The sequence below is a fragment of the Arthrobacter bambusae genome (genome assembly GCF_030812595.1).
In the GTDB taxonomy this organism is placed as follows: Bacteria; Actinomycetota; Actinomycetes; order Actinomycetales; family Micrococcaceae; genus Arthrobacter; species Arthrobacter bambusae_B.
This window is the reverse complement of the sequence record NZ_JAUSSZ010000001.1, coordinates 647,843-669,155: the sequence shown is the minus strand read 5'-3', so window position 1 is coordinate 669,155 and position 21,313 is coordinate 647,843. Positions and strand designations below refer to the sequence as shown.

Annotated in this window: 24 protein-coding genes and 2 pseudogenes; 19 read left to right on the top strand and 7 right to left on the bottom strand. The window is 62.1% G+C overall.

Going from position 1 to position 21,313, the window contains the following annotated elements; all coding sequences use genetic code 11:
- The 3 genes from J2S96_RS03180 (at position 1) to J2S96_RS03170 (ending at position 2,399) form a co-directional block, all read left to right on the top strand.
- A complete protein-coding gene (locus J2S96_RS03180) occupies positions 1-333 on the top strand; it encodes a helix-turn-helix domain-containing protein (RefSeq protein WP_306859766.1) in 333 nt (110 codons plus the stop codon).
- The gene (locus J2S96_RS03175; RefSeq protein WP_306859764.1) at positions 323-1,837 is read left to right on the top strand and encodes a hypothetical protein; all 1,515 of its coding nucleotides are present in this window, start codon (positions 323-325) and stop codon (positions 1,835-1,837) included. Before J2S96_RS03180 ends, J2S96_RS03175 begins: the two co-directional genes overlap by 11 nt.
- 343 nt (positions 1,838-2,180) lie before the next feature.
- Complete coding sequence (locus tag J2S96_RS03170) at positions 2,181-2,399, top strand: hypothetical protein (RefSeq protein ID WP_306859762.1); 219 nt, start codon at positions 2,181-2,183, stop codon at positions 2,397-2,399.
- Positions 2,400-2,526: 127 nt separating this feature from the next.
- Here J2S96_RS03170 and J2S96_RS20150 read toward each other — a convergent pair whose 3' ends face one another.
- Positions 2,527-2,886, bottom strand: coding sequence for a DUF6984 family protein (locus J2S96_RS20150; RefSeq protein ID WP_370872977.1), 360 nt, complete (start codon positions 2,884-2,886; stop codon positions 2,527-2,529).
- Positions 2,887-3,714: 828 nt separating this feature from the next.
- On the opposite strand from J2S96_RS20150, the gene J2S96_RS03160 reads away from it, so the two are divergent.
- From J2S96_RS03160 to J2S96_RS03125, 8 genes and pseudogenes are all read left to right on the top strand, one after another.
- Positions 3,715-3,960, top strand: a complete 246-nt coding sequence (locus tag J2S96_RS03160) for a LapA family protein (RefSeq protein ID WP_306859902.1) — start codon at positions 3,715-3,717, stop codon at positions 3,958-3,960.
- A 148-nt stretch (positions 3,961-4,108) separates the two neighbouring features.
- Complete coding sequence (locus J2S96_RS03155; RefSeq protein WP_306859758.1) at positions 4,109-4,414, top strand: hypothetical protein; 306 nt, start codon at positions 4,109-4,111, stop codon at positions 4,412-4,414.
- Between the two features lie 159 nt (positions 4,415-4,573).
- Positions 4,574-4,792 (top strand): annotated as a pseudogene (locus J2S96_RS03150) (hypothetical protein); the annotation flags it as partial.
- A 51-nt stretch (positions 4,793-4,843) separates the two neighbouring features.
- The gene (locus J2S96_RS03145) at positions 4,844-5,293 is read left to right on the top strand and encodes a MarR family winged helix-turn-helix transcriptional regulator (RefSeq protein ID WP_306859755.1); all 450 of its coding nucleotides are present in this window, start codon (positions 4,844-4,846) and stop codon (positions 5,291-5,293) included.
- 4 nt (positions 5,294-5,297) lie between these two features.
- Positions 5,298-5,864 (top strand): cysteine hydrolase family protein, encoded by a 567-nt coding sequence (locus J2S96_RS03140; RefSeq protein WP_306859753.1) that lies wholly within the window; start codon positions 5,298-5,300, stop codon positions 5,862-5,864.
- Positions 5,861-7,339 carry an MFS transporter gene (locus J2S96_RS03135; RefSeq protein WP_306859751.1) on the top strand — a complete coding sequence of 493 codons (1,479 nt, stop codon included), beginning with the start codon at positions 5,861-5,863 and terminating at the stop codon, positions 7,337-7,339. The genes J2S96_RS03140 and J2S96_RS03135 overlap by 4 nt, the downstream gene beginning before the upstream one ends.
- Before the next feature lie 97 nt (positions 7,340-7,436).
- Positions 7,437-7,679 (top strand): annotated as a pseudogene (locus J2S96_RS03130) (ATP-binding cassette domain-containing protein); the annotation flags it as partial.
- A 2-nt stretch (positions 7,680-7,681) separates the two neighbouring features.
- The gene (locus tag J2S96_RS03125) at positions 7,682-8,158 is read left to right on the top strand and encodes a GbsR/MarR family transcriptional regulator (protein WP_306859749.1); all 477 of its coding nucleotides are present in this window, start codon (positions 7,682-7,684) and stop codon (positions 8,156-8,158) included.
- Positions 8,159-8,245: 87 nt separating this feature from the next.
- On the opposite strand, the gene J2S96_RS03120 is transcribed toward J2S96_RS03125, so the two are convergent.
- The 4 genes from J2S96_RS03120 to J2S96_RS03105 are packed head-to-tail and all read right to left on the bottom strand — an operon-like array spanning position 8,246 to position 12,496.
- Positions 8,246-9,091: a helix-turn-helix transcriptional regulator gene (locus tag J2S96_RS03120; protein ID WP_306859747.1), complete on the bottom strand. Its 846-nt coding sequence runs from the start codon at positions 9,089-9,091 to the stop codon at positions 8,246-8,248.
- A complete protein-coding gene (locus tag J2S96_RS03115) occupies positions 8,994-11,045 on the bottom strand; it encodes an ATP-binding protein (protein WP_306859746.1) in 2,052 nt (683 codons plus the stop codon). The genes J2S96_RS03120 and J2S96_RS03115 overlap by 98 nt, the downstream gene beginning before the upstream one ends.
- A 9-nt stretch (positions 11,046-11,054) precedes the next feature.
- On the bottom strand, positions 11,055-11,510 hold the full coding sequence (locus J2S96_RS20145; protein WP_370872983.1) for an Ig-like domain-containing protein: 456 nt from the start codon (positions 11,508-11,510) through the stop codon (positions 11,055-11,057).
- Between the two features lie 17 nt (positions 11,511-11,527).
- Complete coding sequence (locus tag J2S96_RS03105) at positions 11,528-12,496, bottom strand: glycine-rich protein (protein WP_306859742.1); 969 nt, start codon at positions 12,494-12,496, stop codon at positions 11,528-11,530.
- 231 nt (positions 12,497-12,727) lie between these two features.
- Here J2S96_RS03105 and J2S96_RS03100 point away from each other — a divergent pair, with 231 nt between their 5' ends.
- Entirely contained in the window at positions 12,728-14,254 is a 1,527-nt protein-coding gene (locus J2S96_RS03100; RefSeq protein ID WP_306859740.1) for an LCP family protein, read from the top strand.
- Between the two features lie 62 nt (positions 14,255-14,316).
- On the opposite strand, the gene J2S96_RS03095 is transcribed toward J2S96_RS03100, so the two are convergent.
- Positions 14,317-14,739, bottom strand: a complete 423-nt coding sequence (locus J2S96_RS03095) for a VOC family protein (protein ID WP_306859738.1) — start codon at positions 14,737-14,739, stop codon at positions 14,317-14,319.
- A 49-nt stretch (positions 14,740-14,788) separates the two neighbouring features.
- On the opposite strand from J2S96_RS03095, the gene J2S96_RS03090 reads away from it, so the two are divergent.
- Genes J2S96_RS03090 through J2S96_RS03080 form a run of 3 tightly spaced genes read left to right on the top strand, consistent with a single transcriptional unit; the run spans position 14,789 to position 15,689 of the window.
- The gene (locus J2S96_RS03090) at positions 14,789-14,938 is read left to right on the top strand and encodes a hypothetical protein (RefSeq protein WP_306859736.1); all 150 of its coding nucleotides are present in this window, start codon (positions 14,789-14,791) and stop codon (positions 14,936-14,938) included.
- Positions 14,939-14,948: 10 nt separating this feature from the next.
- On the top strand, positions 14,949-15,347 hold the full coding sequence (locus J2S96_RS03085) for a DUF3054 domain-containing protein (RefSeq protein WP_306859734.1): 399 nt from the start codon (positions 14,949-14,951) through the stop codon (positions 15,345-15,347).
- A gap of 60 nt (positions 15,348-15,407) precedes the next feature.
- Positions 15,408-15,689, top strand: coding sequence for an Lrp/AsnC family transcriptional regulator (locus tag J2S96_RS03080; RefSeq protein ID WP_078108932.1), 282 nt, complete (start codon positions 15,408-15,410; stop codon positions 15,687-15,689).
- 23 nt (positions 15,690-15,712) lie between these two features.
- Here the strand turns inward: J2S96_RS03080 and trpD are convergent, their stop codons facing one another.
- Positions 15,713-16,771, bottom strand: coding sequence for an anthranilate phosphoribosyltransferase (gene trpD, locus J2S96_RS03075; RefSeq protein ID WP_306859731.1), 1,059 nt, complete (start codon positions 16,769-16,771; stop codon positions 15,713-15,715).
- A gap of 158 nt (positions 16,772-16,929) precedes the next feature.
- Between trpD and ctaE the strand changes: the two genes are divergently transcribed.
- The 4 genes from ctaE (at position 16,930) to qcrB (ending at position 21,264) form a co-directional block, all read left to right on the top strand.
- A complete protein-coding gene (gene ctaE / locus J2S96_RS03070) occupies positions 16,930-17,568 on the top strand; it encodes an aa3-type cytochrome oxidase subunit III (protein WP_306859729.1) in 639 nt (212 codons plus the stop codon).
- A gap of 88 nt (positions 17,569-17,656) precedes the next feature.
- Entirely contained in the window at positions 17,657-18,445 is a 789-nt protein-coding gene (qcrC, locus tag J2S96_RS03065) for a cytochrome bc1 complex diheme cytochrome c subunit (protein ID WP_306859727.1), read from the top strand.
- A gap of 97 nt (positions 18,446-18,542) precedes the next feature.
- Positions 18,543-19,613, top strand: coding sequence for a cytochrome bc1 complex Rieske iron-sulfur subunit (qcrA, locus tag J2S96_RS03060; protein ID WP_306859725.1), 1,071 nt, complete (start codon positions 18,543-18,545; stop codon positions 19,611-19,613).
- Positions 19,591-21,264: a cytochrome bc1 complex cytochrome b subunit gene (qcrB, locus tag J2S96_RS03055; protein WP_306859723.1), complete on the top strand. Its 1,674-nt coding sequence runs from the start codon at positions 19,591-19,593 to the stop codon at positions 21,262-21,264. Before qcrA ends, qcrB begins: the two co-directional genes overlap by 23 nt.
- The last annotated feature ends 49 nt before the right edge of the window (positions 21,265-21,313 follow it).

Below are 21,313 nucleotides of genomic sequence, written 5' to 3'. Positions count from 1 at the left end.
ATGAAACGAGAGATCGACTACCGTTGGCGGCTTGCAGAACTCATGGCAGCCCGGGGAATGCACAACAGCACCGATTTGAGCCCTTTGCTGAAGGAACGCGGCATCGAACTCTCCGCTTCCCAGGTCTATCGGCTCGTCACCCAACGCCCGGAGCGCGTCTCACTCATGATGATCGCCGCGCTCTGCGACATCTTCTCCTGCGGGCCCGAGGACCTGGTCACCGTCACGGCAATGGACGCCAAGGTCCGCAAGGTCGCCTCGGATGCCAAGGTCGTGGACCTGAACAAGACCATCAGGCCCAAACGTGCTCGGGTAATCCGCGATGACGGCTGAGATCCCAGGGCGGCTTGCCGTTCGTGGCCGGCCCCGCACCACCGGGGCGTTCACCTGCGACAGGTGCTCACGGGCAGCTGGCAAGCACCGCGCCAGCTGGCCGGAAGGCAGGATCTGCGGGACCTGCTTCACGGTCGCCATGCGCACCCACGGCACCTGCCCCGGCTGCGGGACAGAGCGCATGCTCCCCGGCAGGTCTGCTTCCCACAGTGACCAGCCAGTCTGCAGCGATTGCGCCGGCATCACCCAGGACTACCACTGCTCCGGCTGCGGGACGGAAACCGAGCACTACCGCCAAAACACCTGCGCCCGCTGCTCACTCCGGAACGACCTAACCGCGCTGTTGCGCGTCCACGAGGCCGCCGGCAACGAAACGACGGCAGCGAAACTACTCGCTGCGCTCTGCGGAGCCCAACGCCCGGAAAGCATCCTCACCTGGCTCCGCCAGACCGGCGTCCGCGAACTGCTCAAGCGACTCGCCACCGGAGACATCCCGCTCAGTCACGAGGCGCTGGACAGGGAACCCAACAGCCTACGGGTGGAGCACCTGCGCAGCCTGCTCACCCACCACAACCTACTGCCCGGGCGGGACCACTACCTCGCGCTCTTTGAACGGTGGCTACCCAGCAAGCTCGATGACATCGATGACATCGACGTTCGGCGATCCATTGAGTCCTTCGCCCGCTGGCACCACCTGCGACGCATCCGGACACTCTCCACAGACGGGAAATCCACCCGCGGTCCCGTACACAGCGCGAAGCAGGAAATCACCGAAACCATCAAATTCCTCACCTGGCTCAAGCTCACCCACGGACGAACGGTCGCCTCCTGCCTCCAGGCCGACGTTGACGCATGGCTGGCCGACGGCCCCACAACCAGACACGCCATCAGAACCTTCTTCGTTTGGGCGGTAAAGAACCGGACCTGTACCAACATCACCATCGGCTTCCGGCAGGCCAAGACCGTGCCACTGCTCACCCAGGCTCAGCGGCTCGCCATGCTCAAAGCCTGCCTCACCGACAACATCGACACCCTGTCCTACCGGGTCGCCGCCACTCTCCTGTTGCTCTACGCACAGCCGGTTGTGAAGATCGCCGCGATGAAAAGCACCGACGTGATCCTCACACCCGATGGCCTGCGCCTGTCACTTGGCGAAGAGCACCCGGCGCCAGTGCCGGAACCTTTCGCCTCACTGCTTACAGAACACCTGGCCGCACGGCCCAACATGCGCACGGGCAGCAGCTCCGGCAGTCCGTGGCTCTTCCCCGGCTACCGCGCCGGGCAACACATACACCCCAACACACTCATGGAGCGTCTGAGGGAAATCGGCATCGATCTCCTGGGCGCACGAAACGCATCCCTGCGTGGGCTCGTCAAAGAAGTCCCGGCACCGCTCGTCGCAGAAATGCTCGGCTACAGCTACCAAGTCACGCAAAAGCACGCCGCGGCCGCGGCAGAGCCGTGGTCACGCTACCGGCCTAACGCGAGGCTAACAGCGGACTGATGACATCCCGACATTGGAGGCATTCATGAAACCACACATCCGGGAGGACCAATCTGATGTTTCTGAGCTCCTTTTCTCGTTAGCAGGAGAACGGCTAAACCGCGTAACCTGCGTCTACCCCGATGCCTGGTCTATAACTGACGAAACCGAGTCGGATCACGTCCACGAAGCAGGAATGGACGTTGTTCTGCACTTCGCCGGAGGAGGGCACCTGAAAGTTTCTTGGGCCATGGCGGGATTAGTTGAAGGACTCGAGCTAAGCCGTAACGACGTTCCGCGGCACGGTCTCATGCACGTGGATGTTTCAGCGTCACCTAGCTGGGCGAGACTGCTTGGATAGGAATTGAACGAAACCAAAGCCCTATGGCGAGCAGCAAACGAAGATGCGGCCGAGAGCATTTGGTGGACCGGGTTCACCCTGCACTCGGGCGACTCCTTCTCGATCACCTTGGGAGAGATGGAAGCCGGAATTCCCGATTACAAGCCCAACTCGCTTCTCGTCTTTGTCAACGAGGTCCAGGATCACGAATTTAGGAAGCGAACGGGCCGCTACTGGGGCTGAAGGTTCCTTGGTCGGGCCTGCTGGACCTCCCACTCAAGGTGTCCCCCTCCAGAGCAGGTCACTTTCATCAACGGTGAGGCTGGACCCAGCGTTATCTGACATTTCTGTCTATCTCTCCCTTTGGGGATCAGAAACCCAGGTCGGAAGGATCGGGCACTATCTCCGCGGCCGATTCAGGCAACCGGCGACGGGGCGAAGAATCCACCTTCCAACTGTCGAGTTCGAAGATCTCATCGTCCATGTCCAGGTTGATGGCAACTTGGACAGGGAGCCCGTCGTCGTCCTTGAACCACCCTTCTGACAGGGTACGGCCGTACATCCGCTCTGGCTTTGTGGAGCAGAATAGAAGGCTGCCCATTCCTCCATCGTTCATATCCGAAACGCGTAAGGCTTCTAAGTCGAGTGCTCGCCACTTTGGCTCGTATGTGCGATCCAGCAAAGTTCGCACAATGAGAACTTCACCCGGAAGAAGCAAACGGGAGGTCATCTAACAATCCTACGTCCGGCCCTCTGAAGAACATTGAAACATCCAAGTTGACCAAGTATGAACATACGACCTGCCCATCTCGCAGGTGCCGCAAATAGTTCGAAAACGAATATGCACCGTTACCAGTAGTACTCTGCGTATCCCTAAGTGAGGTTCGCCCGATCGCGTCCCTGGAGTCGATTCGCGGCCGGCGCCACGCGAGCAGGTCAAAGAGGTTTTCGCCAAACAACAAAGGAAACCTGCTCCCGCCCATAGTCTGGAATATCGAGATCGTCACAACAGGTCCGTCGGTGTGGTGGATTTTCTGGTCACCGCAACGTTCTGAACCCATCCTGCTCTCGATGGAAGAATGCGGCTATCCCGCCGATTGGACTCCGCGCCATTGGGCGGGAGTCCTCTCTAACGCCGCCAATCGTCCGGCCGCCTGATTGAAAAATCGGTAAGTGCGCTTGCCAAGGCAATAGTAAGCATGCTTATTGTTGGTGCAGCGAAGGCCGCACAGGAAGGACTCGACCACCGGGTTCCCCTCCCGGTCGCCTGAAGGAAGGTTCACCCCCGTGGATATTCTCGGCGCGAATAAAGTCGGGCTGACAGACACCCACCTCTAGGCCTACGACCGACCGCAGAGAAGGCAGGAGATGCGTTATGAGTTCTGATCCGTTGACGCCCGGAGGACCATCACCGGAGGTGCCCTCGAATGTTGGCCCTCCCCCGGCAACGCCACCCCCGGCAACGCCACCCCCAGCGACGCCGCCGCAGGCACAGCCACCGACGGTGGCGTCCGGGACCGCCGGTCGGGGGTCCCCGGCGAGTGTGACGCGGGCCGGGATGGTGTGGGTGACCGTGGTGACAGCTTTGGTGCTGCTGGTGCTGTTGATCATTTTCATCCTTCAGAACCAGGATCCGGCAAGGATCGCCTTTCTGGGCCTGGATGGCACAGTGCCTCTGGGTATGGGCTTGTTCATCGCGGCAGTGGGTGGCGGAATCCTCGTGGCTGCAGCCGGTGCAGCGCGCATCATCCAGCTCAGAGTCAAAACCCGTCGTCTGCAGCAGTCCAGGCAGCATCTCCAGTGAAGGTGTTCCAGAGGGATAGGTGCGAGCCCGCTCCCCCGCGGATGTTTGGCGGTTTCCCCTCGGGATACTAAGTGGGCTTGGTATCTTCCTCGTTCCCCGGTTACGGTGGCTATGAGGCTGTATTCGCAAGGAGGAGAAAGGCAAGGAAATGAGCAACCCAAAGGAAGAACCGGCAGCAGGTTTCATCGTGCCCGATCCGTCGCAGATGCGCGAAGACATCCCCGGCGATGCCGGCGATGAGGCCAACGCGATCCGCTTCAGCGAGGAGCAGGCCTTGATCGAGGAGCAGGCGCACGGTCTCCGTCCGGACACCTATAGCGTTCCGTCCGGCGGCCCCACCATGGATGAGGCCCGCGGCAACATGGACCTCTCCGACCGTAGTGACTCCGGTGGCGCTCCCGGCCCCGAAGACGACAGCAGCGACGACGGCTTGCACGGCGGCGCGGAGTCCTGAAACCGTTGAGAGGCACAGCTACGGCCGGATAGAAGCCCCGGCCAGATAGCGCACACCTGAGCGATCCCGGCGAGTACCGCCGTCGAACTCCGCCTTCCGTTCGACGATATCCAAATGGCACCTACTCCGGATGTACTTCGTTAGGCCGCCTTTACGTCCTCTCCTGACGGCGGAAATCCAGCGGGCGTTGTGCTGGACGCAACCGGCCTCGACGAGGCTCGAATGCAATCCATTGCGGCTGGGGTTCATCAAGGCAGCCATGTCGGCCGCCCGAGTGTCCTCACCATCGATATCCCTCCGGGGGGTGGAATTGTCGTGAGTGGCGAAGCCGTGGAGATTGCCGATCCCTCGAAGCCGGATCATGCCCTGCGCGGATAAGTATGAAGGTAACCTTTTCAGTTTGCCTTACTATCTGGTACCGTCGTTTTCGTGAACGCTCACCCGGACGCTGACGCGGCGGCCATGCTCGAAGCTGCCGCCGAGCTTCGTGTCCTCATTGGCCAATTGACCCGGCGGCTGCGTGAGCAGTCCCAGGTGGACAACCTGACCAATGCGCAAAAGGCCGTGTTGATCCACTTGGAGCGCGACGGCCGGAGCACGTTATCCGCACTGGCCCGCGCGGAGGGAATGCGTCCCCAATCCATGGGGGCCATCATTTCCGCCCTTTCCACCGCAGGTCTCGTTGAGAGCGGCGCTGATCCGGCCGATGGCCGTCAGAGGATCCTGTCCCTCACAACTGAAGCCCGGGAAAGCATCAGCGCAAGCCGGGCGGCCAAAGCCGATTGGCTTTACCGCACCATCCAGTCCAAACTCGCGGCGGACGAGCGGGAACGGTTGCCCGACGCCATCCACTTACTCAAACGCCTTTTGGAGCCGTGAACACATGACCGTCACAACGTTGGACCCTATTACCGCCCTGATCATCGTTGACCTTCAGCGGGGAATCGTTGCCTCCACGAAAGCGCATCCCCTCGAGCCGATCGTGCGGAATTCCGCTGCCCTCGCAGATGCTTTTCGTAGCCAAGGGCTTCCGGTAGTGCTCGTCAACGTTACCGGTGGTGCGCCCGGCCGGACAGATCAAGGCAACAGCGCGGGAAGGCAGTTCCCCGCGGATTTCGCCGAACTCCTGCCTGAACTGAACCAGCAACCGGGCGATCACCTCGTCACGAAGAAGACGTGGGGCGCTTTCACCAACACCGGCCTCGGCGCGCTCTTGGAAGACCTTGGTGTAACCCAGGTGGTACTGACCGGTGTCGCCACCAGCATTGGCGTGGAATCCACGGCGCGGAGCGCCCACGAAGCCGGCCTCAATGTCACACTGGCGCTCGACGCGATGACCGATCTGACCATGAATGCCCACGAAAACTCCGTCACGACGATTTTTCCCCGACTGGGCGAGACCGGGACGACTCAGGAGATCCTGGACGTGCTCAAAGCCACACGGCCGTGACCGCGTCGGACGCCGTGGGGCCATTGGGCCCGCCAGCCGACACCGGCAGGCGAGAGCCGGCTCCCCCGCGGAACGCGTCCTGCACTCCGGCTTCCGAGCCGGGGAATCGGCCCTCAAACCCTCTGGGCTGGAGGTTCACCGCTCCCCTGCTGCTTGGATCCACCTTGAACCCGATCAACAGCTCGATGATTGCCACCGCGCTGGTTGGTATCGGGGCCGACTTCAGGTCAAGCCCGGGTGCCACTGCCGGGCTTATATCCGTCCTCTATCTATGCAGCGCAGTGGCCCAGCCGACCATGGGGAAACTGGCTGTCCTCTTCGGGCCCAGGCGCATCTTCCTCTCCGGGGTTTCCATTCTCCTGCTGGCTGGAGTCGTCGGAGTTCTGGCTCCAAACCTTGGAGTGCTGCTCGTTTCGCGGGCCCTCATCGGCGTCGGGACCTCAGCGTGCTACCCGACGGCGATGGCCCTGGTCCGCCGGCGTGCCGATGAGTCCGGGATCGGCGTACCCGGCCGCGTCCTGGGTAACTTTTCGATCGCCGCGCAGGTGACCGCCGTCGTCGGTCTGCCCCTTGGTGGAGTCCTGGCCGGCTCTTTCGGCTGGAGGGCCCTGTTCGCGGTCAACATTCCGTTGGCGCTGCTGGCCTTCGCCTTCACTTTGTTGGGTGTGGCGAAGGACGCGCCGGTCCAAAAACGTGGCCGGGGCAGCTTGCTCACAATGCTGGACCTGCCGGGGATCGCTCTTTTCGCCGGTGCGATCATCTCGCTGCTGGTGTTCCTCTCGGCGCTCGCGACTCCGGCTTGGTGGCTTGCCGCGCTGGCTGTGGTGCTGGCGGGGGCACTGCTCTTGCGGGAACGGCACGCGCGCAGTCCGCTGATCGACGTCCGGATGCTGGGGCGGAACGGAGCGCTGCAGCGCACCTACCTGCGTTCGATCCTCGCCGCGCTGGCCACCTATGCATCGATGTATGGCGCGAGCCAGTGGATGGAACAAAGCATGGGGCTGAACGCCGCGACGGTGGGGTTGATTCTGATTCCGCTGAGCCTGCTGAGTATTGTCGTAGCGCGGGTCGTCTCCGGTCGGGCATGGGTCCGTTGGCCGCTCATCCTTGCAGGCATTGCCTTGACGCTCTCCGCAGGCGTGATGCTGCTCGTGAACCACAACTCCGGCGTCGCGCTGCTCGTCGGAATGACCCTGCTGCTCGGCCTGACCAACGGTTTTAGCAGTTTTGCCAATCAAGCGGCGCTGTATTTGCAAACGACTGCCGCGGAGATTGCGGTTGCCTCCGGATTGCTGCGGACGTCCATGTACCTGGGCGCCATCGGGTCCTCCAGCCTCATCGGAATCGCTTTCGGAGCGTCCGCCAGCGATGTAGGTCTCCACGCCTTGGCCTGGATGCTGGTCGCCATCGGTGCGGCGATGGTGGTCCTGACGGCGTTTGACCGCAACGTTCCGGCCGTCGCCGCGCAGCATTGAGCCCGACGGCGGGTGGCGGCGGGATCATTCAAGCCACCGCATTAAGGTTCCGTTAAGAAGATTCACAAAATTGTGAATCGAGCGTTACTTGCTAGGCATTAACACAGTGATTGAGGCCCACGGCCTTGAGAAACGCTACGGACGGGTCCGTGCACGCGACGGACTCGAATTGTCGGTCGAAGCCGGCGAAGTGCACGGATTCCTCGGCCCGAACGGCGCGGGCAAGTCCACCACCATCCGGGTATTGCTTGGTCTCGCCCGGGCCGGAAGTGGAAGCGCGACGGTCTCCGGCCGGGACCCGTGGTCCGACGTAGTGGAACTGCCGGGGAAGGTAACCCACGAATGGCAAGAGACGAACGAGCGCTCCGCGAGGCGGCCGAACAATCGGCCGCCATCCTTACTGCCGCCGGTATGCCCAAGATGCCTGCCCGCGTGCTCATGGCGCTGACCGTCGCGGAAGAGGGGGGCCTGACGGCGCTCGAGCTAGGTGAGGTGCTCGGCGTGAGCGCGGCAGCGATCTCCGGCGCGGTCCGTTATCTGCAATCAATAGCGATCGTGCGGAGGGTGGCCCAGCCCGGCAGCCGCCGGGACCGTTACGAAGTTCCGCCAAATGCCTGGCTGGCAGCCTTCGCCCAGGAACGTCCGGTCTACCGGGCGCTCGCGGACCTCGCCGACGCCGCAAGCGACGCAATTGGTGACCACACCACCACGGCCGCCGGCCGGCTGGAGGAAATGGCGAGCTTCTACAGATTCCTGGACACCCGTCTTCCCGCCCTCATGAACGAATGGGAGCAACAGCGCAAAGAACAGACGAGATGACACAAAGAACCGGCGGGTTTCGTTGATGACACCGCCGTGGACGCCGTACTCGGCCGGGCCCCGTCCTCGCTGTCGCCCCGGACTCGCTTACGCTGTCGGGTCCTTGACCCCGGCACCGCGAACGGACGCTTCAAAGCCGGTTGTGAACAACTGCCCGAGTTCCCTGCGCGAGCGGAGGCCAAGTTTGGCGAGAACATTACGTACGTGAAAATTCACCGTAGCGGGCGAAACGAAAAGTTGCGCAGCGATTTGCTTGTTGGTCATGCCCCGTTCGGCATAGAAGGCGATCTCCCGTTCCCGGCCAGTCAGCGACTCAAACGCCTGCAGGTGCGGGTTGCTGGGCCTGTCGCTCAAGCCATCGAGCAACTTCATCGCGCGGCTAAGGTAGGGGGCCGCCCCGAGTTCAAGGAAGATCCGTACAGCTCCCTTCAGCGCAGTGGCACCTGCTTTTGTGTTTCCGGTAGAGACGAGCAACCGGCCGAGATCAAGGTGGGCAATTCCCTGCGACAAGGGGAACCGTGATTCCTTCGAGGCGGCTCGATAGAACCTGGCCGCTTGGCCGAACAGTCCATATGCTTCGCTGACCCTTCCTTCCAGCCAGTCAAGGGAGCCATACACCGGCCACCATCCACGGTTATCTAGTTCCTTGCAGGCCTGCAACAACCTGTCCGCTTCCTCCGCACGGCCCAGCCCGGCCAAGGCATCGATCCTGTAGCTGTACATCGACGGGGTGGCCGAGCCGATCGCTTGGCCGGCATCCAACTGCTGCTGCCACTCGGCCAGGGAACGGGCGCGTTCGACCCGCGCGAGTACGCTGAGCTCGACTCCGAAGGTGTCATACTCGCTGATCCGGACTTCCTCGGCCCGGCGCAGTGCAGCTCCGTAGGAGTCTGACCGCCCTTTGTACCGCTTCGAGTACCGCTGACATCGCATATACGAGCGGGCGGGAGGAAACGTCGCTGACATCCAAGGAAAGCAATTGCGCCGTACGGATGAGAGTCGACATTTCATGCACCCTGCCTAGCAGGAAGTAGCAGTAAGCAAGCACCACCCTGGTATGTCCGATTGCCAGGCCCGCCCCGCTTGATGCAGTTACCGCAAACGCGCGCTCCAAGTCGGCTGTGGCCTGCTCGATGCCGCCGGTGACACTCAGGAAGCCTGCCCTGCATGTGAGGGCGTCGGCCAGCGCCGGACTGTTACTAGCGCAAGAGATCCTCGCGCTGAGCGCGGTCAAAGCATTGGAGATCATTTCGCGATCCTGCGTACCGCTGGCGGCGATGAGATTGAATCCATCGAATTGCAGGCCCAGATCCGTTCCCGACGGCAGGTGTCGGAGACGGGGGTCGTGGACCGCTCCATTGCTCTGCGCCAGTTGCTCCAGGTATTGGTGCGCTTGGAGGACCGCGACGGCGGTGGAAGGCTTATCGTCCGACACCATCCGTGAGACGACGATCGCCAAGGAAATATGGGCGCGCAGCAGGGCTTCGTCCGGATGGTTCAGCTCATCCGCAATCAGCTCTTCAGCAAATTGGCCAACGCGGTCAAGATCCGGTCGCATTTGAAGCAATTGCAGCAGCGCGAAATCACGCACAATGTCATGAGGCATGGACTGCAGCTGGGGCAAAAGGTCCATCACCTCGGGAATGGCGTGGTGAACGGACGCGACGAGGCAGGCTTCGATGATGCAGTCGTCCCGGCGGAGCCCACTGAACCTGTCCATTGCAGAGCGTAGGTACTGCAGGGCGAGTTCCGGTTGACCATCGGCCAATGCTTGATCGACCCCCGCAGCCACCGCTGTATACAGCTCGGCAGTCCCGGGCTCCTCCACAAGCAAGCGATGTTGCAGGGCAAGCCTCGGATCATCGGCTTCATCTGCGATTGCGCGGTGTATTGAAGACAACCGGTGGCTCTCCAGGTTCTCCCGAACGCCGACGGCAAGCAAGTCATGAAATGGACGTAGTTGTACTGACTGTCCGAGCCTGGTGCCCAAGATCAAACCACTCTCCAGCGCGGCAGTGACGTCCGTTGGTTCATTCAACGCGTCCCCGATCCGCTCCACCCGTTCTTGTTCGATCGGGCCGCGGCTGACACAGACGTACTCGACGACGGATCGGGCGGGCCCTGGTTCCAGTGCATTGAGCATGGCGGCAAAAGGATTGCTTCCGGGAACGATATACGGAACAGCGTCAGGCCACGGGTTCTGGGCAGAATGATCAGGCCCGGCTGCGTGCTCCATCGCCGCGTTGATCAACAAGGGCGTTCCACCGGTGTTCCCTCGAAGCCGTTCCGCCGCGCGGGCCGACATCGTTCGGTCCCAGACTTGTGCCACATAGTCCTGGACCTGCTCAGCACTCAGCGGTTCCAACGTAATGCGCCTAATGAAGCGCCACGCCAGGTCATCGCTCAGCATGCTGTTGATGGCAGCCGTCCCTGTCCCGGCGACCCCTGCCAAGACAACGGTGATCTTGTCGTCGGCGAGCCTCTGCAGTACAAACCGCAACGCCTTGGCAGAGCGTTCATCTATCCATTGCGCATTGTCTATGACGATGCAACTAACGTGCTTGGGCCGGGACGCTAGCGCGGACAACAGGCGGCGGGCAGCTATGACGGGATCTGAGAGGGGTTCGGCCTCGCGGTGCCCTAAAGCAACGAGGAGCTTGTCCACGAAGGAGAGTGGAAGGGCACTTTCAAAAGCATCAGCGCTGCATGCAACCACATTTGCCCGCCTCAGCGCCTCCATGAACTGCAAGCACCATGTGGTTTTACCGATCCCCTGGATCCCAGTGAGCACAATAATGCCGCCGCGGTACCGGCGTGTGCGTTCCAGTACCGCGGCGGGATTGTCATCTTCCGGCAGTCCAGGATGTACGACCGTGCGCGACCTCATGCCGACATTTTATGAGGCGGGTCTCCCCTTTCCCTCCTGTGGGCGGCGTCGCGCTCCAATGTGTCCTTGTCGGCTCCAGCGCCAGAGCAACAGTCCCAGAACAAGCGCGGCGACTCCCCCGAGTCCCAGTCCGGCAAAGGCTGGGCCGTTGGACCCCGTATATGCCAGATTGCCAAACGTCGCCGAGTTTGGAATGCCGGCTGAGGCTGCCGGGACCGTGGGCACGGTAGGGACCGTGGGCACCGAAGGGGCCGTCACAGCTACGGAGGCCGGCGTTCCTGAAGCCGGCAAGAAATACGTGTCTCCTGAGTACTCCACCTTGAGTTCGTGGTTCCCGACCGACAATGCCGGAATCGCGACCGTGGCCAAACCCGACGCCAAGGTCACCGCGGGAAGGTGGATCCGGCCGTCAATGCTCATCGTGATGGTGCCGCCAGGCTGAACCGGAAGCGAACTGCCCGCCACCACGTTTACCGATACGTCTAGGGTGCCGCCCTGCAATATGGACGTCGAGGAGGGAGCGAGCACCACGGTCGGTTTGACTCGGGCACTACGACGCTCGTTGTCGTCGCGTAGTCCGGGGTGTACCAGACGCTGACCCAGCCGCTACCTGCGTTGTAGCCCCGGACCACGTTGCTTGCCGAGGAATCAACGTAGCTGCTGCCACCGCCCCCACCGCCGCCTCCGGCGCCGCCAACTGAGCTGCCAAGGGCGCCGGAACCGCTCAGCCAGCCTCCGCCGCCACCGCCTCCGCCGCCTCCGCTCGACGAATTTCCGGCACCGCCGCCGTCGGTTCCCGGCGCCCCGTTGGGCCCGATGACCCCGGAATCGGCGCCCGGTGCCCCGCCCGCACACCACCCATCGGCCGACTGGCCATTCTGGTTGGCAGCGCCTCCCGCACCGCCGTTGCAGTACACGAAGGCAGCACCGTGGCCTGCGCCTCCGCCGCCACCGCCAGCGACAACAAGCGGAGAGCCCTGCGCGTTGACTACAGCGCTCGCACCACCGCCGCCGCCACCAGCAGATCCACCGAGGGATCCGGTCCCTCCCGAACCGCCACGAATGAAACCTAGCCCGCCGCCACCCGGATTGTGTCGCGACCCTGTTCCCCCGCCAGGAATTGAAGCGTAAATCTTGAGCGACTGGCCAGGCGTCACCGACAAGGTCGCGCGGATGTCGGCGCCGGCACCTCCAGGACCGTCATTGCTCACCGTAAGATCCGTGCCTGGGATATTGATTGGCCCACCTCCGCCGCCAGCAGATCCCCACACCCGGACATCGATGGAGCGCACGCCGGCGGGCACAGTCCAGGTGTCTCCATTGATATTTGCGAAGTCGACTTTGGTGGGAGCTGGATTCGTAGTGGAAAGAAGACTCTCAGGTGCAGCGTTGGCGGGAGGAACGTGGAGCCCGAACGCGCCGACGGCAGCCGCAAGCAGGAACATTGACATTTGCGCAGCCACCGGCTTGCGTCTTGAGAGAGACCCCATAGCTGGAACACTAGGTACGGGAAGCGACCGGCGCCGCCCGGGCGATCAAATACTATTCACAACGAATAGGTGATTCACCCTCCATCGGGCGGTGATTAGTGCTGGGCGGTACCGCGGGCCTCCCCGAAGCCTCCCAGAACCCCCGGCTACAATGGGGCAGTCCGTATTTCCCCTGGAGAGGTAGTTTCCCTTTTGGTTACTCGCCACGATGCACCCAGCCCGGAGCCGGGCCAGTCACCCCCTGTTGCCTACCCGGGCCAGGGAAAGCTGGCTGCCCGCAGCCGGCGCTTCAGCTTCCGCCGTTCGCCCCGCTGGTTCAAAATCACCAGCGCCGCCGTGGCTGTCTTGCTGATCGCAGTCATCGCGTTCGGAGGGTATTGGGTATGGCGCCTTCAGTCCAACATCTCAACCTCCGCGCTCGGCGCCGGCGGCGTCAGGACGGAAGGGCCCGTGGACGACAGCAAGGACCGGCTTCAAATCCTCGTCCTGGGCACTGATACCAGGAGCGGGAAGAACGGGCAGTTCGGCACAACGGACCAATCCTCCGGCTACGGCCAATCCGACGTCATGATGTTGCTGGATATCTCGGCGGACAACAACCACGTGAACGTCATCAGTTTCCCGCGGGACTTGTTGGTGGACGTTCCGGCTTGTACTGACAGCAAGACCGGCAAGCAATACCCGGAACGGCAAAATGCCATGATCAACAGTGCGATGGCCGAGGCCGGCATCGGCTGCGCTGTTGACACCGTCAACAAGCTCACGGGCTTGGAGGTCGACCACTTCATGATGGCCGACTTCAACGCCGTGACCGAACTTTCCAAGGCCGTCGGCGGCGTCGATGTCTGTGTGAGCGCTCCAGTCAACGACCCCGATTCCGGATTGCATCTGCCCAAGGGCACGTCACAGGTGGAGGGCGACCAGGCCCTGGCCTTCCTGCGCACCCGCCATGCATTTTCCGACGGCGGCGACCTCGGACGTATCAAAGCGCAGCAATCGTTCCTCGGTTCGCTCGTACGGAAGCTCAAATCCGACGGGACGCTCGGAAACCCGCAGAAGATGCTGAGCATCGCCGATACGGTCACGAAGAACCTCACCGTCGACGACGGACTCGCTTCGGTTCCGGCCCTGTTGACCATCGCGGGCAGGCTCAAGAACATTGACCCGGCCAAGGTCAACTTCATCACGGTGCCGAACGTCCCGGCCGCGTCCGACCCCAACCGGCTCGACCTCGATCAACCGGCTGCGAGCAACTTCTTTACGGCCTTGACGAGGAGCCCCGACCTTAGCCAGCCCGCACCAAGCGCCACGGCCTCCCCTGCGCCGTCCACGGAAGCTCCGAAGGCCGCATACAACAAGGCGCTTCAACCGATCACTGTCGCTAACGGAACGGGCGTGACCGGCAGGAGCCAGGAGATCGGGTCGCTTCTGGCTGCCGGTGGATTCACCAAGCTGGCCAAGATCCAAGCTGATAGCAGGCCGCAGACCATGGTCTATTACGGTGCAGGCTTTGCCGATGTTGCCGCGGATGTCGCCGCAATGTTCGGGTTGCCGGCGACGAGCGTGCAGCAGGTAGCCAGTGTCCAGGGAGTCCAGCTCTACGCCGGGCAAGACTTCGCCTCCGGGGACAAGCCGACTCTTCCGGCCCCCAAGCCGAACGACGTGGTTGCCCAGACCGCCCAGGACCAGACCTGCCAGATGACCAACCCGGCCGGATAGCCGGAAACAGAAATCGCCCTTCGCCTAGCATTGCGTGGCGGAGGGCGTTTTCTGTCTCCTTGCTACTGCTGGGGCTGCTCCCCTGAAACGTTGACCAGCCAGGCAACACCGAATTTATCCGTCAGCATCCCGAAGATGTCCCCCCACGGCGCCTTCTCCATCGGCACTGTGACTGTGCCGCCATCGGCCAGTCCGTCCCAGTAGCCCCGAAGTTCTGCTTCGTCGTCGCCGCTAAGAGACACCGAGAAGTTGTTCCCCTGGCTGTAATCCATGCTGTTGGGGGTGTCTGCGGCCATAAGCAGCAAACCTTTGTCCGTTTTCAGTGCGGAGTGCATGATCTTGTCGCCCTCGGCGGGGTCTTCGCTCGCGTGGAACTCCGCGAAGGTGCTTTGGGTCAGCTCGCCGCCGAACACCGACTGGTAGAAGGCCATGGCCTCCTTGGCATTGTCCCGAAAGCTGATGTACGGGTTGAGGTTCGTGGTCATTTCCTGGCTCCTCAGTGTTTGGGGCAGCACAATCGGCTACCTTTTCGTCATGCTAACAGCGCCGGCAGGGACCATCTACAGCCAACTTCCTGCCACAACTTCCGTGGTCCGCAGCGGCGGTCCACAGCGCTGGTCCAAGAGCCGGGTGACACTCCGGGGCAGGGTGCTCCGGTTCGAGTTCGGCACCGGTGCGGGATAGGGTCGTTTCCATGCCTGCAGCAAAATCGAACCTGGCCCGCACCGCCCTCATCGCCGGTCTGGCCGACGCAATCCTCATTCTTGTTTTCGCGGCGATCGGCCGCGACGCGCACCAGCGCTCGGAGGTCCTGACCGGGGTGTTTTCCACGGCGTGGCCGTTTCTTGCTGGCGCAGCGCTCGGATGGATCGCCGTAAGGGCCTGGCGGGCGCCCTTCCAGACCTGGCCGGCCGGCGTCGTCGTGTGGCTTGGAACCGTGGCGGGGGGCATGCTTCTGCGGGCGGCTACAGGACAGACAGTGGTGCTTGCGTTCATTATTGTCGCCCTCATCAGCCTGGCGATCCTGCTGCTTGGTTACCGCGCTGTGATCGCATTGGTGGCGCGGGTCCGCCGACGGAGCCGCCAGTCTTAAGCACCTGCCGATGCACTAGGCTTGCTACGTCCATTGCTGCACTTCGGAAAGGCTGCCCCAGTGATCACCGCTTTTGTCCTGATCAAGACCGACGCTTCACGTATCCCTGAGACAGCTGAGGAGATTTCCGCTATCCAGGGGATCAGCGAGGTCTACTCCGTGACAGGGGAATGGGACCTCATTGCCGTGGCGCGGGTGGCGAAGCACGAAGAATTGGCGGACGTCATCGCCGACAAACTCTCGAAGGTTCCCGCAGTGGTCCACACCACCACGCACATCGCATTCCGTGCTTATTCGCAGCATGACCTGGACGCCGCGTTCTCGCTGGGCTTCGAGCAGTAGGGCCAGCAATCCTGGCCGCTTGCCTATCCTTGGGTCAGTCCCACCCAGGTGTCAAGGACCCGGGTAGCCGCTCCTGAATCAATGGACTCCGCAGCGCGCTGCCAGGCCGACTTCATTCGTTCCAGGAACGGTCCGTCGGCAGCAGTGTCGAAGGCCACCAGGCCTGCGGCGGCGTTGAGTAAGACGGCATCCCGGACCGGACCGGGCGTGCCGTCAAGTACGTCGCGCACGACGGCGGCATTCGCCTCGGCGTTGCCGCCTCGAAGATCGGCGACGGTCGCCGCAGCGATTCCGAGGTCCGCCGGCGAGAACCGCTGCTCGGTGACTTGTCCGTCCCTGATTTCCCACACCGTTGATGGACCCGTGGTGGTGAGCTCATCGAGGCCGTCTTCCCCGCGGAACACCAATCCGCGGCTTCCGCGCCGTGCCAGCACGCCTGCGATCAGCGGCGCCATCGTGGCGTTGGCTACACCCACGGCTGAAGCCTGGACATGGGCGGGGTTGGTCATAGGTCCGAGGAAGTTGAATGCTGTGGGAACACCAAGCTGTGACCGCACAACGCCGGTATGCCGGAATGACGGGTGGAAAACCTGGGCGAAACAAAATGTGATCCCCGCCTCTTCGGCGTTGCTGGCTACGCGCTCGATCGGCAAGTCGAGCCGCACACCCAAGGCTTCCAGGACGTCGGCGGAGCCCGACGACGACGAGGCGGCCCGGTTCCCGTGCTTTACGACCCGCGCGCCCGCGCCAGCTGCCACAAGGGCAGCCATCGTCGAGATGTTGACCGTGTTGAGCCGATCGCCGCCGGTACCCACGATGTCGAGTTTTTCACCCGGGATGTTCACGGCCTTGGCGTTGGAAAGCATCGCCTCGACCAGTCCACTGACTTCATCCACGGTTTCGCCCTTGGCACGCAGGGCCACCAGGAAACCGGCGATCTGGGCAGGAGCGGCTTCTCCGGACATGATCGTGTTCATGGCCCATGCCGTGTTCCCGACCGTCAGGTCGTGCCCGTCAATCAAGGCGGCGATGAGTTCGGGCCACGAGTTGTTTGCCTGCTGTGCGGATGCCTGGGAAGTCACCACTTGATGCTAGCGATCCAGCATGCTCTGTGACCAATGGTGACCAACGCGGACAACCTCGGGAACTTTTCCGCGCGAATTCGCGTGTTTGTAGAAAAAGTCTCCCGAAATGGCGGTTCGCGTTGGGAAGTCCGGACTTTTACAGACATAATGTCCTTGTGACATCTGCGACCCATGCCCCCAGTACCCCGGCGCACCCGACGCTGAATCGCCCCAATTTGGTTTCCGTTGGAACCGTTGTGTGGCTTTCCAGTGAGTTGATGTTCTTCGCCGGTCTCTTCGCCATGTACTTCACGCTGCGCTCCACGTCGGGCGCGTTGTGGGCGGACGAAACCGGCAAGCTCAACTTCCCGTTTGCGCTTGTAAACACGATCGTCCTTGTGTCAAGTTCTTTCACTTGCCAGATGGGCGTCTTCGCCGCCGAGCGACTTGAACCGCGCCGTCGAGGTGGTGTGCTGCAGTTCACCCGCTGGGGCATGAACGAATGGTTCATCCTGACGTTCATCATGGGCGCCTTCTTCGTTGCCGGCCAGACCACCGAATACGCAATGCTTGTGTCCGAGCACGTGACGCTCTCGGCCAACGCCTATGGTTCCGCGTTCTACATGACAACCGGCTTCCACGGTCTCCACGTCATCGGCGGCCTCATCGCGTTCCTGTTCATCATTGGCCGTGCATACGCCGCCAAGAAGTTCGGACACTTTGAAGCGACCTCGGCAATCGTCACCTCGTACTATTGGCACTTCGTGGATGTTGTGTGGATCGGCCTCTTCCTGGTCATCTACGTCCTGAAGTAGCCCCGCACTGTCTCTTGTTCGGCAAGAGGATGAATTTTAAAGAAGCGGCTCACGGAGCCGACGCAGGATCGAATAAAGGAACCACCACGTGAAGGCACTCTCGCAGAAGCGACGTCATCCACTGGCAGCCATTGCGCTGCTGCTGCTGGGACTCCTCGTCACTGGTGGGCTTTACGCCGTTGCCACAACGGTCAACCAGGCGAAGGCAGATACCACTACCTTCAGCGCCAACGACACCCAGGAAGGCGCGAAGCTCTTTGCCGCAAACTGCGCGACCTGCCACGGGATGGGCGCAAGCGGAACCAAGGACGCTCCGTCGCTGGTCGGCGTGGGTGCCGCTGCAGTTGACTTCCAGGTTGGCACCGGCCGTATGCCCATGCAGATGAACGGACCCCAGGCGCAAGAAAAGCCGAGGCAGTTCAACGACGAGCAGACGAAGCAGCTGGCGGCTTACGTCGCCTCGCTCGGCGCCGGTCCGGCTATTCCCGATGCATCGCTGCTCGACGAAAAGGGAAATGCCGCCAAGGGTGGCGAACTCTTCCGAGTGAACTGCGCAATGTGCCACAACGCCGCAGCAGCCGGGGGTGCCTTGACGCGCGGAAAGTTCGCTCCGGCACTGGCCGGGGTTTCGGGACAGCACATCTACGAGGCCATGGTCACTGGTCCGCAGAACATGCCGGTCTTCAACGACGCCAACATCTCTCCTGAGGGCAAGCGCGACATCATCACGTTCCTGAAGACGATCGAAGCCAACGGTTCGCCGGGCGGCAACGACCTCGGTTCATTGGGTCCGGTTTCCGAAGGTCTCTTCGTCTGGGTCGCAGGCCTCGGCGTGATCATTGCCTTCACCATCTGGCTGACGTCCCGCACGTCCTAGCCCAGACGCACTAAAAGCTTCTGCTGTCCCCACAGCAGTTTGAATTGAACATTAACCCGGTTACGGCCGGGACAACGAGAGAAGGATGAGGCGAATTATGGGCAACCATAGTGACGGCAGTCCGAACCACTCGGGCACCGTAGCTACGGCTGGTCAGAATGATGTGGAGAAGTTCCAGGATCCTGGGCTTCCTCCGCACCGTTTGCGCCTGGCTGACACGGACCCGAGAGCCGCTAAGCGCGCCGAGCGACAGGTAGCCATACTGTTTGGCATCTCCGTCATCGGCACGGTGATCTTCCTGGTGTCGTACTTTGCCATCGATCTTGGGCAAGACTCCACGATCGCAACGATCCGCACCCAAAACCTGTTGCTCGGCCTGGGCACCGCATTTGCGATGCTCGGCATCGGCACCGGTATCGTGCACTGGGCCAAGGCCCTCATGCCGGACCACGAAGTGTCGGAAGAGCGGCACGCTATCCGCGCCGAGGAAGACCGGCAGGCAGCCGTGCGGATTGTCGAAGACATTGTCGAGGAAACCGGCATCAAGCGTCGCCCGCTGATCCGCAACACCCTTCTGGGTGCTGTCGCATTGGCGCCGCTGCCGGCCCTGGCCGTGTTTGGTGACCTTGGACCCCGCCCTGATGACAAGCTCGCTCACACCATGTGGGCACCCCAGGACGGCAAGCTCAAGCGCCTCACCCGCGACCCCGACGGAACTCCGATCAAGGCGTCCGATGTGACTATCGGTTCCGCGTTCCACGTGATCCCGGAAGGCCTCAACGAGCTCCAGGAGGGCAAGCTCAACGCGAAGGCCAAGGCCGTCGTTCTGCTGATGCGCCTCAACCCGGATGATTTGACAATTTCCAAGGGCCGCGAAACCTGGAGCTACAATGGGATTGTTGCCTACTCCAAGATCTGCACCCACGTCGGTTGCCCCGTTGCCCTCTATGAGCAGCAAACGCACCACTTGCTGTGCCCGTGCCACCAGTCAACCTTCGACCTCACCAAGGAATGCAAGGTTATCTTCGGCCCCGCCAGCCGTCCGCTCCCCCAGTTGCCCATCGCGGTAGACGCTGAGGGCTACCTCGTAGCCACGAGCGATTTCAAAGAACCCGTAGGACCGAGTTACTGGGAGCGTGACGAGCATGAGCGCCTCATCAACAGCTGAAGTCCCCTTCGTACCCAAGACGAATGTTGGCCGGATCACGAACTTCGTTGACGAGCGTGTCGGCGGATCCGGAATCCTGCGTGAATTCGGCCGGAAGGTCTTCCCGGACCACTGGTCCTTCATGTTCGGTGAGGTGGCGCTGTATTCGTTCGTCATCCTCCTGATGTCGGGCACTTTCTTGACGTTCTTTTTCGACCCGTCCATGGCGGAGACGCACTACACGGGTTCCTACACCCCGTTGTCCAACGTCGAAATGTCGGTCGCGTACAACTCGTCGCTGAACATTTCCTTCGACATCCGCGGTGGCTTGTTCTTCCGCCAGGTACACCACTGGGCTGCCTTGCTGTTCGTGGCATCACTGGGTGTACACATGCTGCGCGTTTTCTTCACCGGTGCGTTCCGCAAGCCGCGTGAAATGAACTGGGTGGTGGGCGGCGTCCTGCTCATCCTGGCCATGGCTGAAGGCTTCACGGGATACTCGCTTCCTGATGATCTGCTCTCGGGTAACGGTCTGCGAATCATTGACGGCGTCATCAAGTCCATCCCGGTCATCGGAACGTACATCTCGTTCTTCCTCTTCGGGGGTGAGTTCCCGGGAACCGCCATCATTGGACGCCTGTACGTGCTGCACATCCTGCTCGTACCGGCGATGATCCTGCTGATGATTGTCATCCACCTCTTCATGGTTGTTGTGCACAAGCACACGCAGTACCCCGGTCCGGGCCGCAACGACGGAAACGTCGTCGGTTACCCCTTGGGACCGGTTTACGCTGCGAAGGCCGGCGGCTTCTTCTTCATCGTGTTCGGTGTCGTCGCGCTCATGGCTGCGATGTTCACGATCAACCCGATCTGGAACTACGGGCCGTACGACCCCTCCCCCGTTTCGGCCGGTACCCAGCCTGACTGGTACATCGGCTTCGTCGATGGTGCCCTGCGACTCATGCCCGGCGTGGTCAACGACTTCCACTTCGAGTACATCATCTTCGGCCACGTGCTGACCCTGAACGTGCTGTTGCCCGCACTGGTACCCGCAGGCATTATTTTCACGGTGCTGTTCACGTACCCGTGGATTGAACGGTGGATCACCAAGGACGACCGTGAGCACCACGTTCTGGACCGCCCCCGCAACGCTCCGACCCGTACCGCCATTGGCGTAGCAGGCTTCACCTGGTATTGCGTCATGTGGGCGGCTGCAGGCTCGGACCTTATCGCTACGCACTTCCACGTAGCCCTGAACGATGTCACGTACTGGTTGCGGACCCTGTTCTTCATCGGCCCGATCATTGCGTTCATGGTTACGAAGCGCGTGGCCCTTGCGCTCCAGCGCAAGGACCGCGAGATCGCGTTGCACGGCCGCGAAACGGGTCGCATCGTGCGCCTGCCGCATGGTGAGTTCATCGAGGTCCACGCGCCGCTGGACGACTACAAGCAGTACAAGCTTGTGGGCTTCGAATCACCGTCGCCGTTGTCGGCCGAGCCGAACGAGCACGGCGTAGTCACTCGGAAGGAGAAGCGCCGCGCGGCATTGTCCAAGTGGTTCTTCGAGGACCGGGTTGCCCCGGCAACGCCTGCCGAGCTCGAAGCCGCACACGGACACGGCCACCACGAGGCCATTGAGGCCGGCGAAGAGCAGAAGAGCCTTAGCCACTAGCTTCTCGCAGATAACAACGAAAGAAGGCCTCGTTCATGCGGACGGGGCC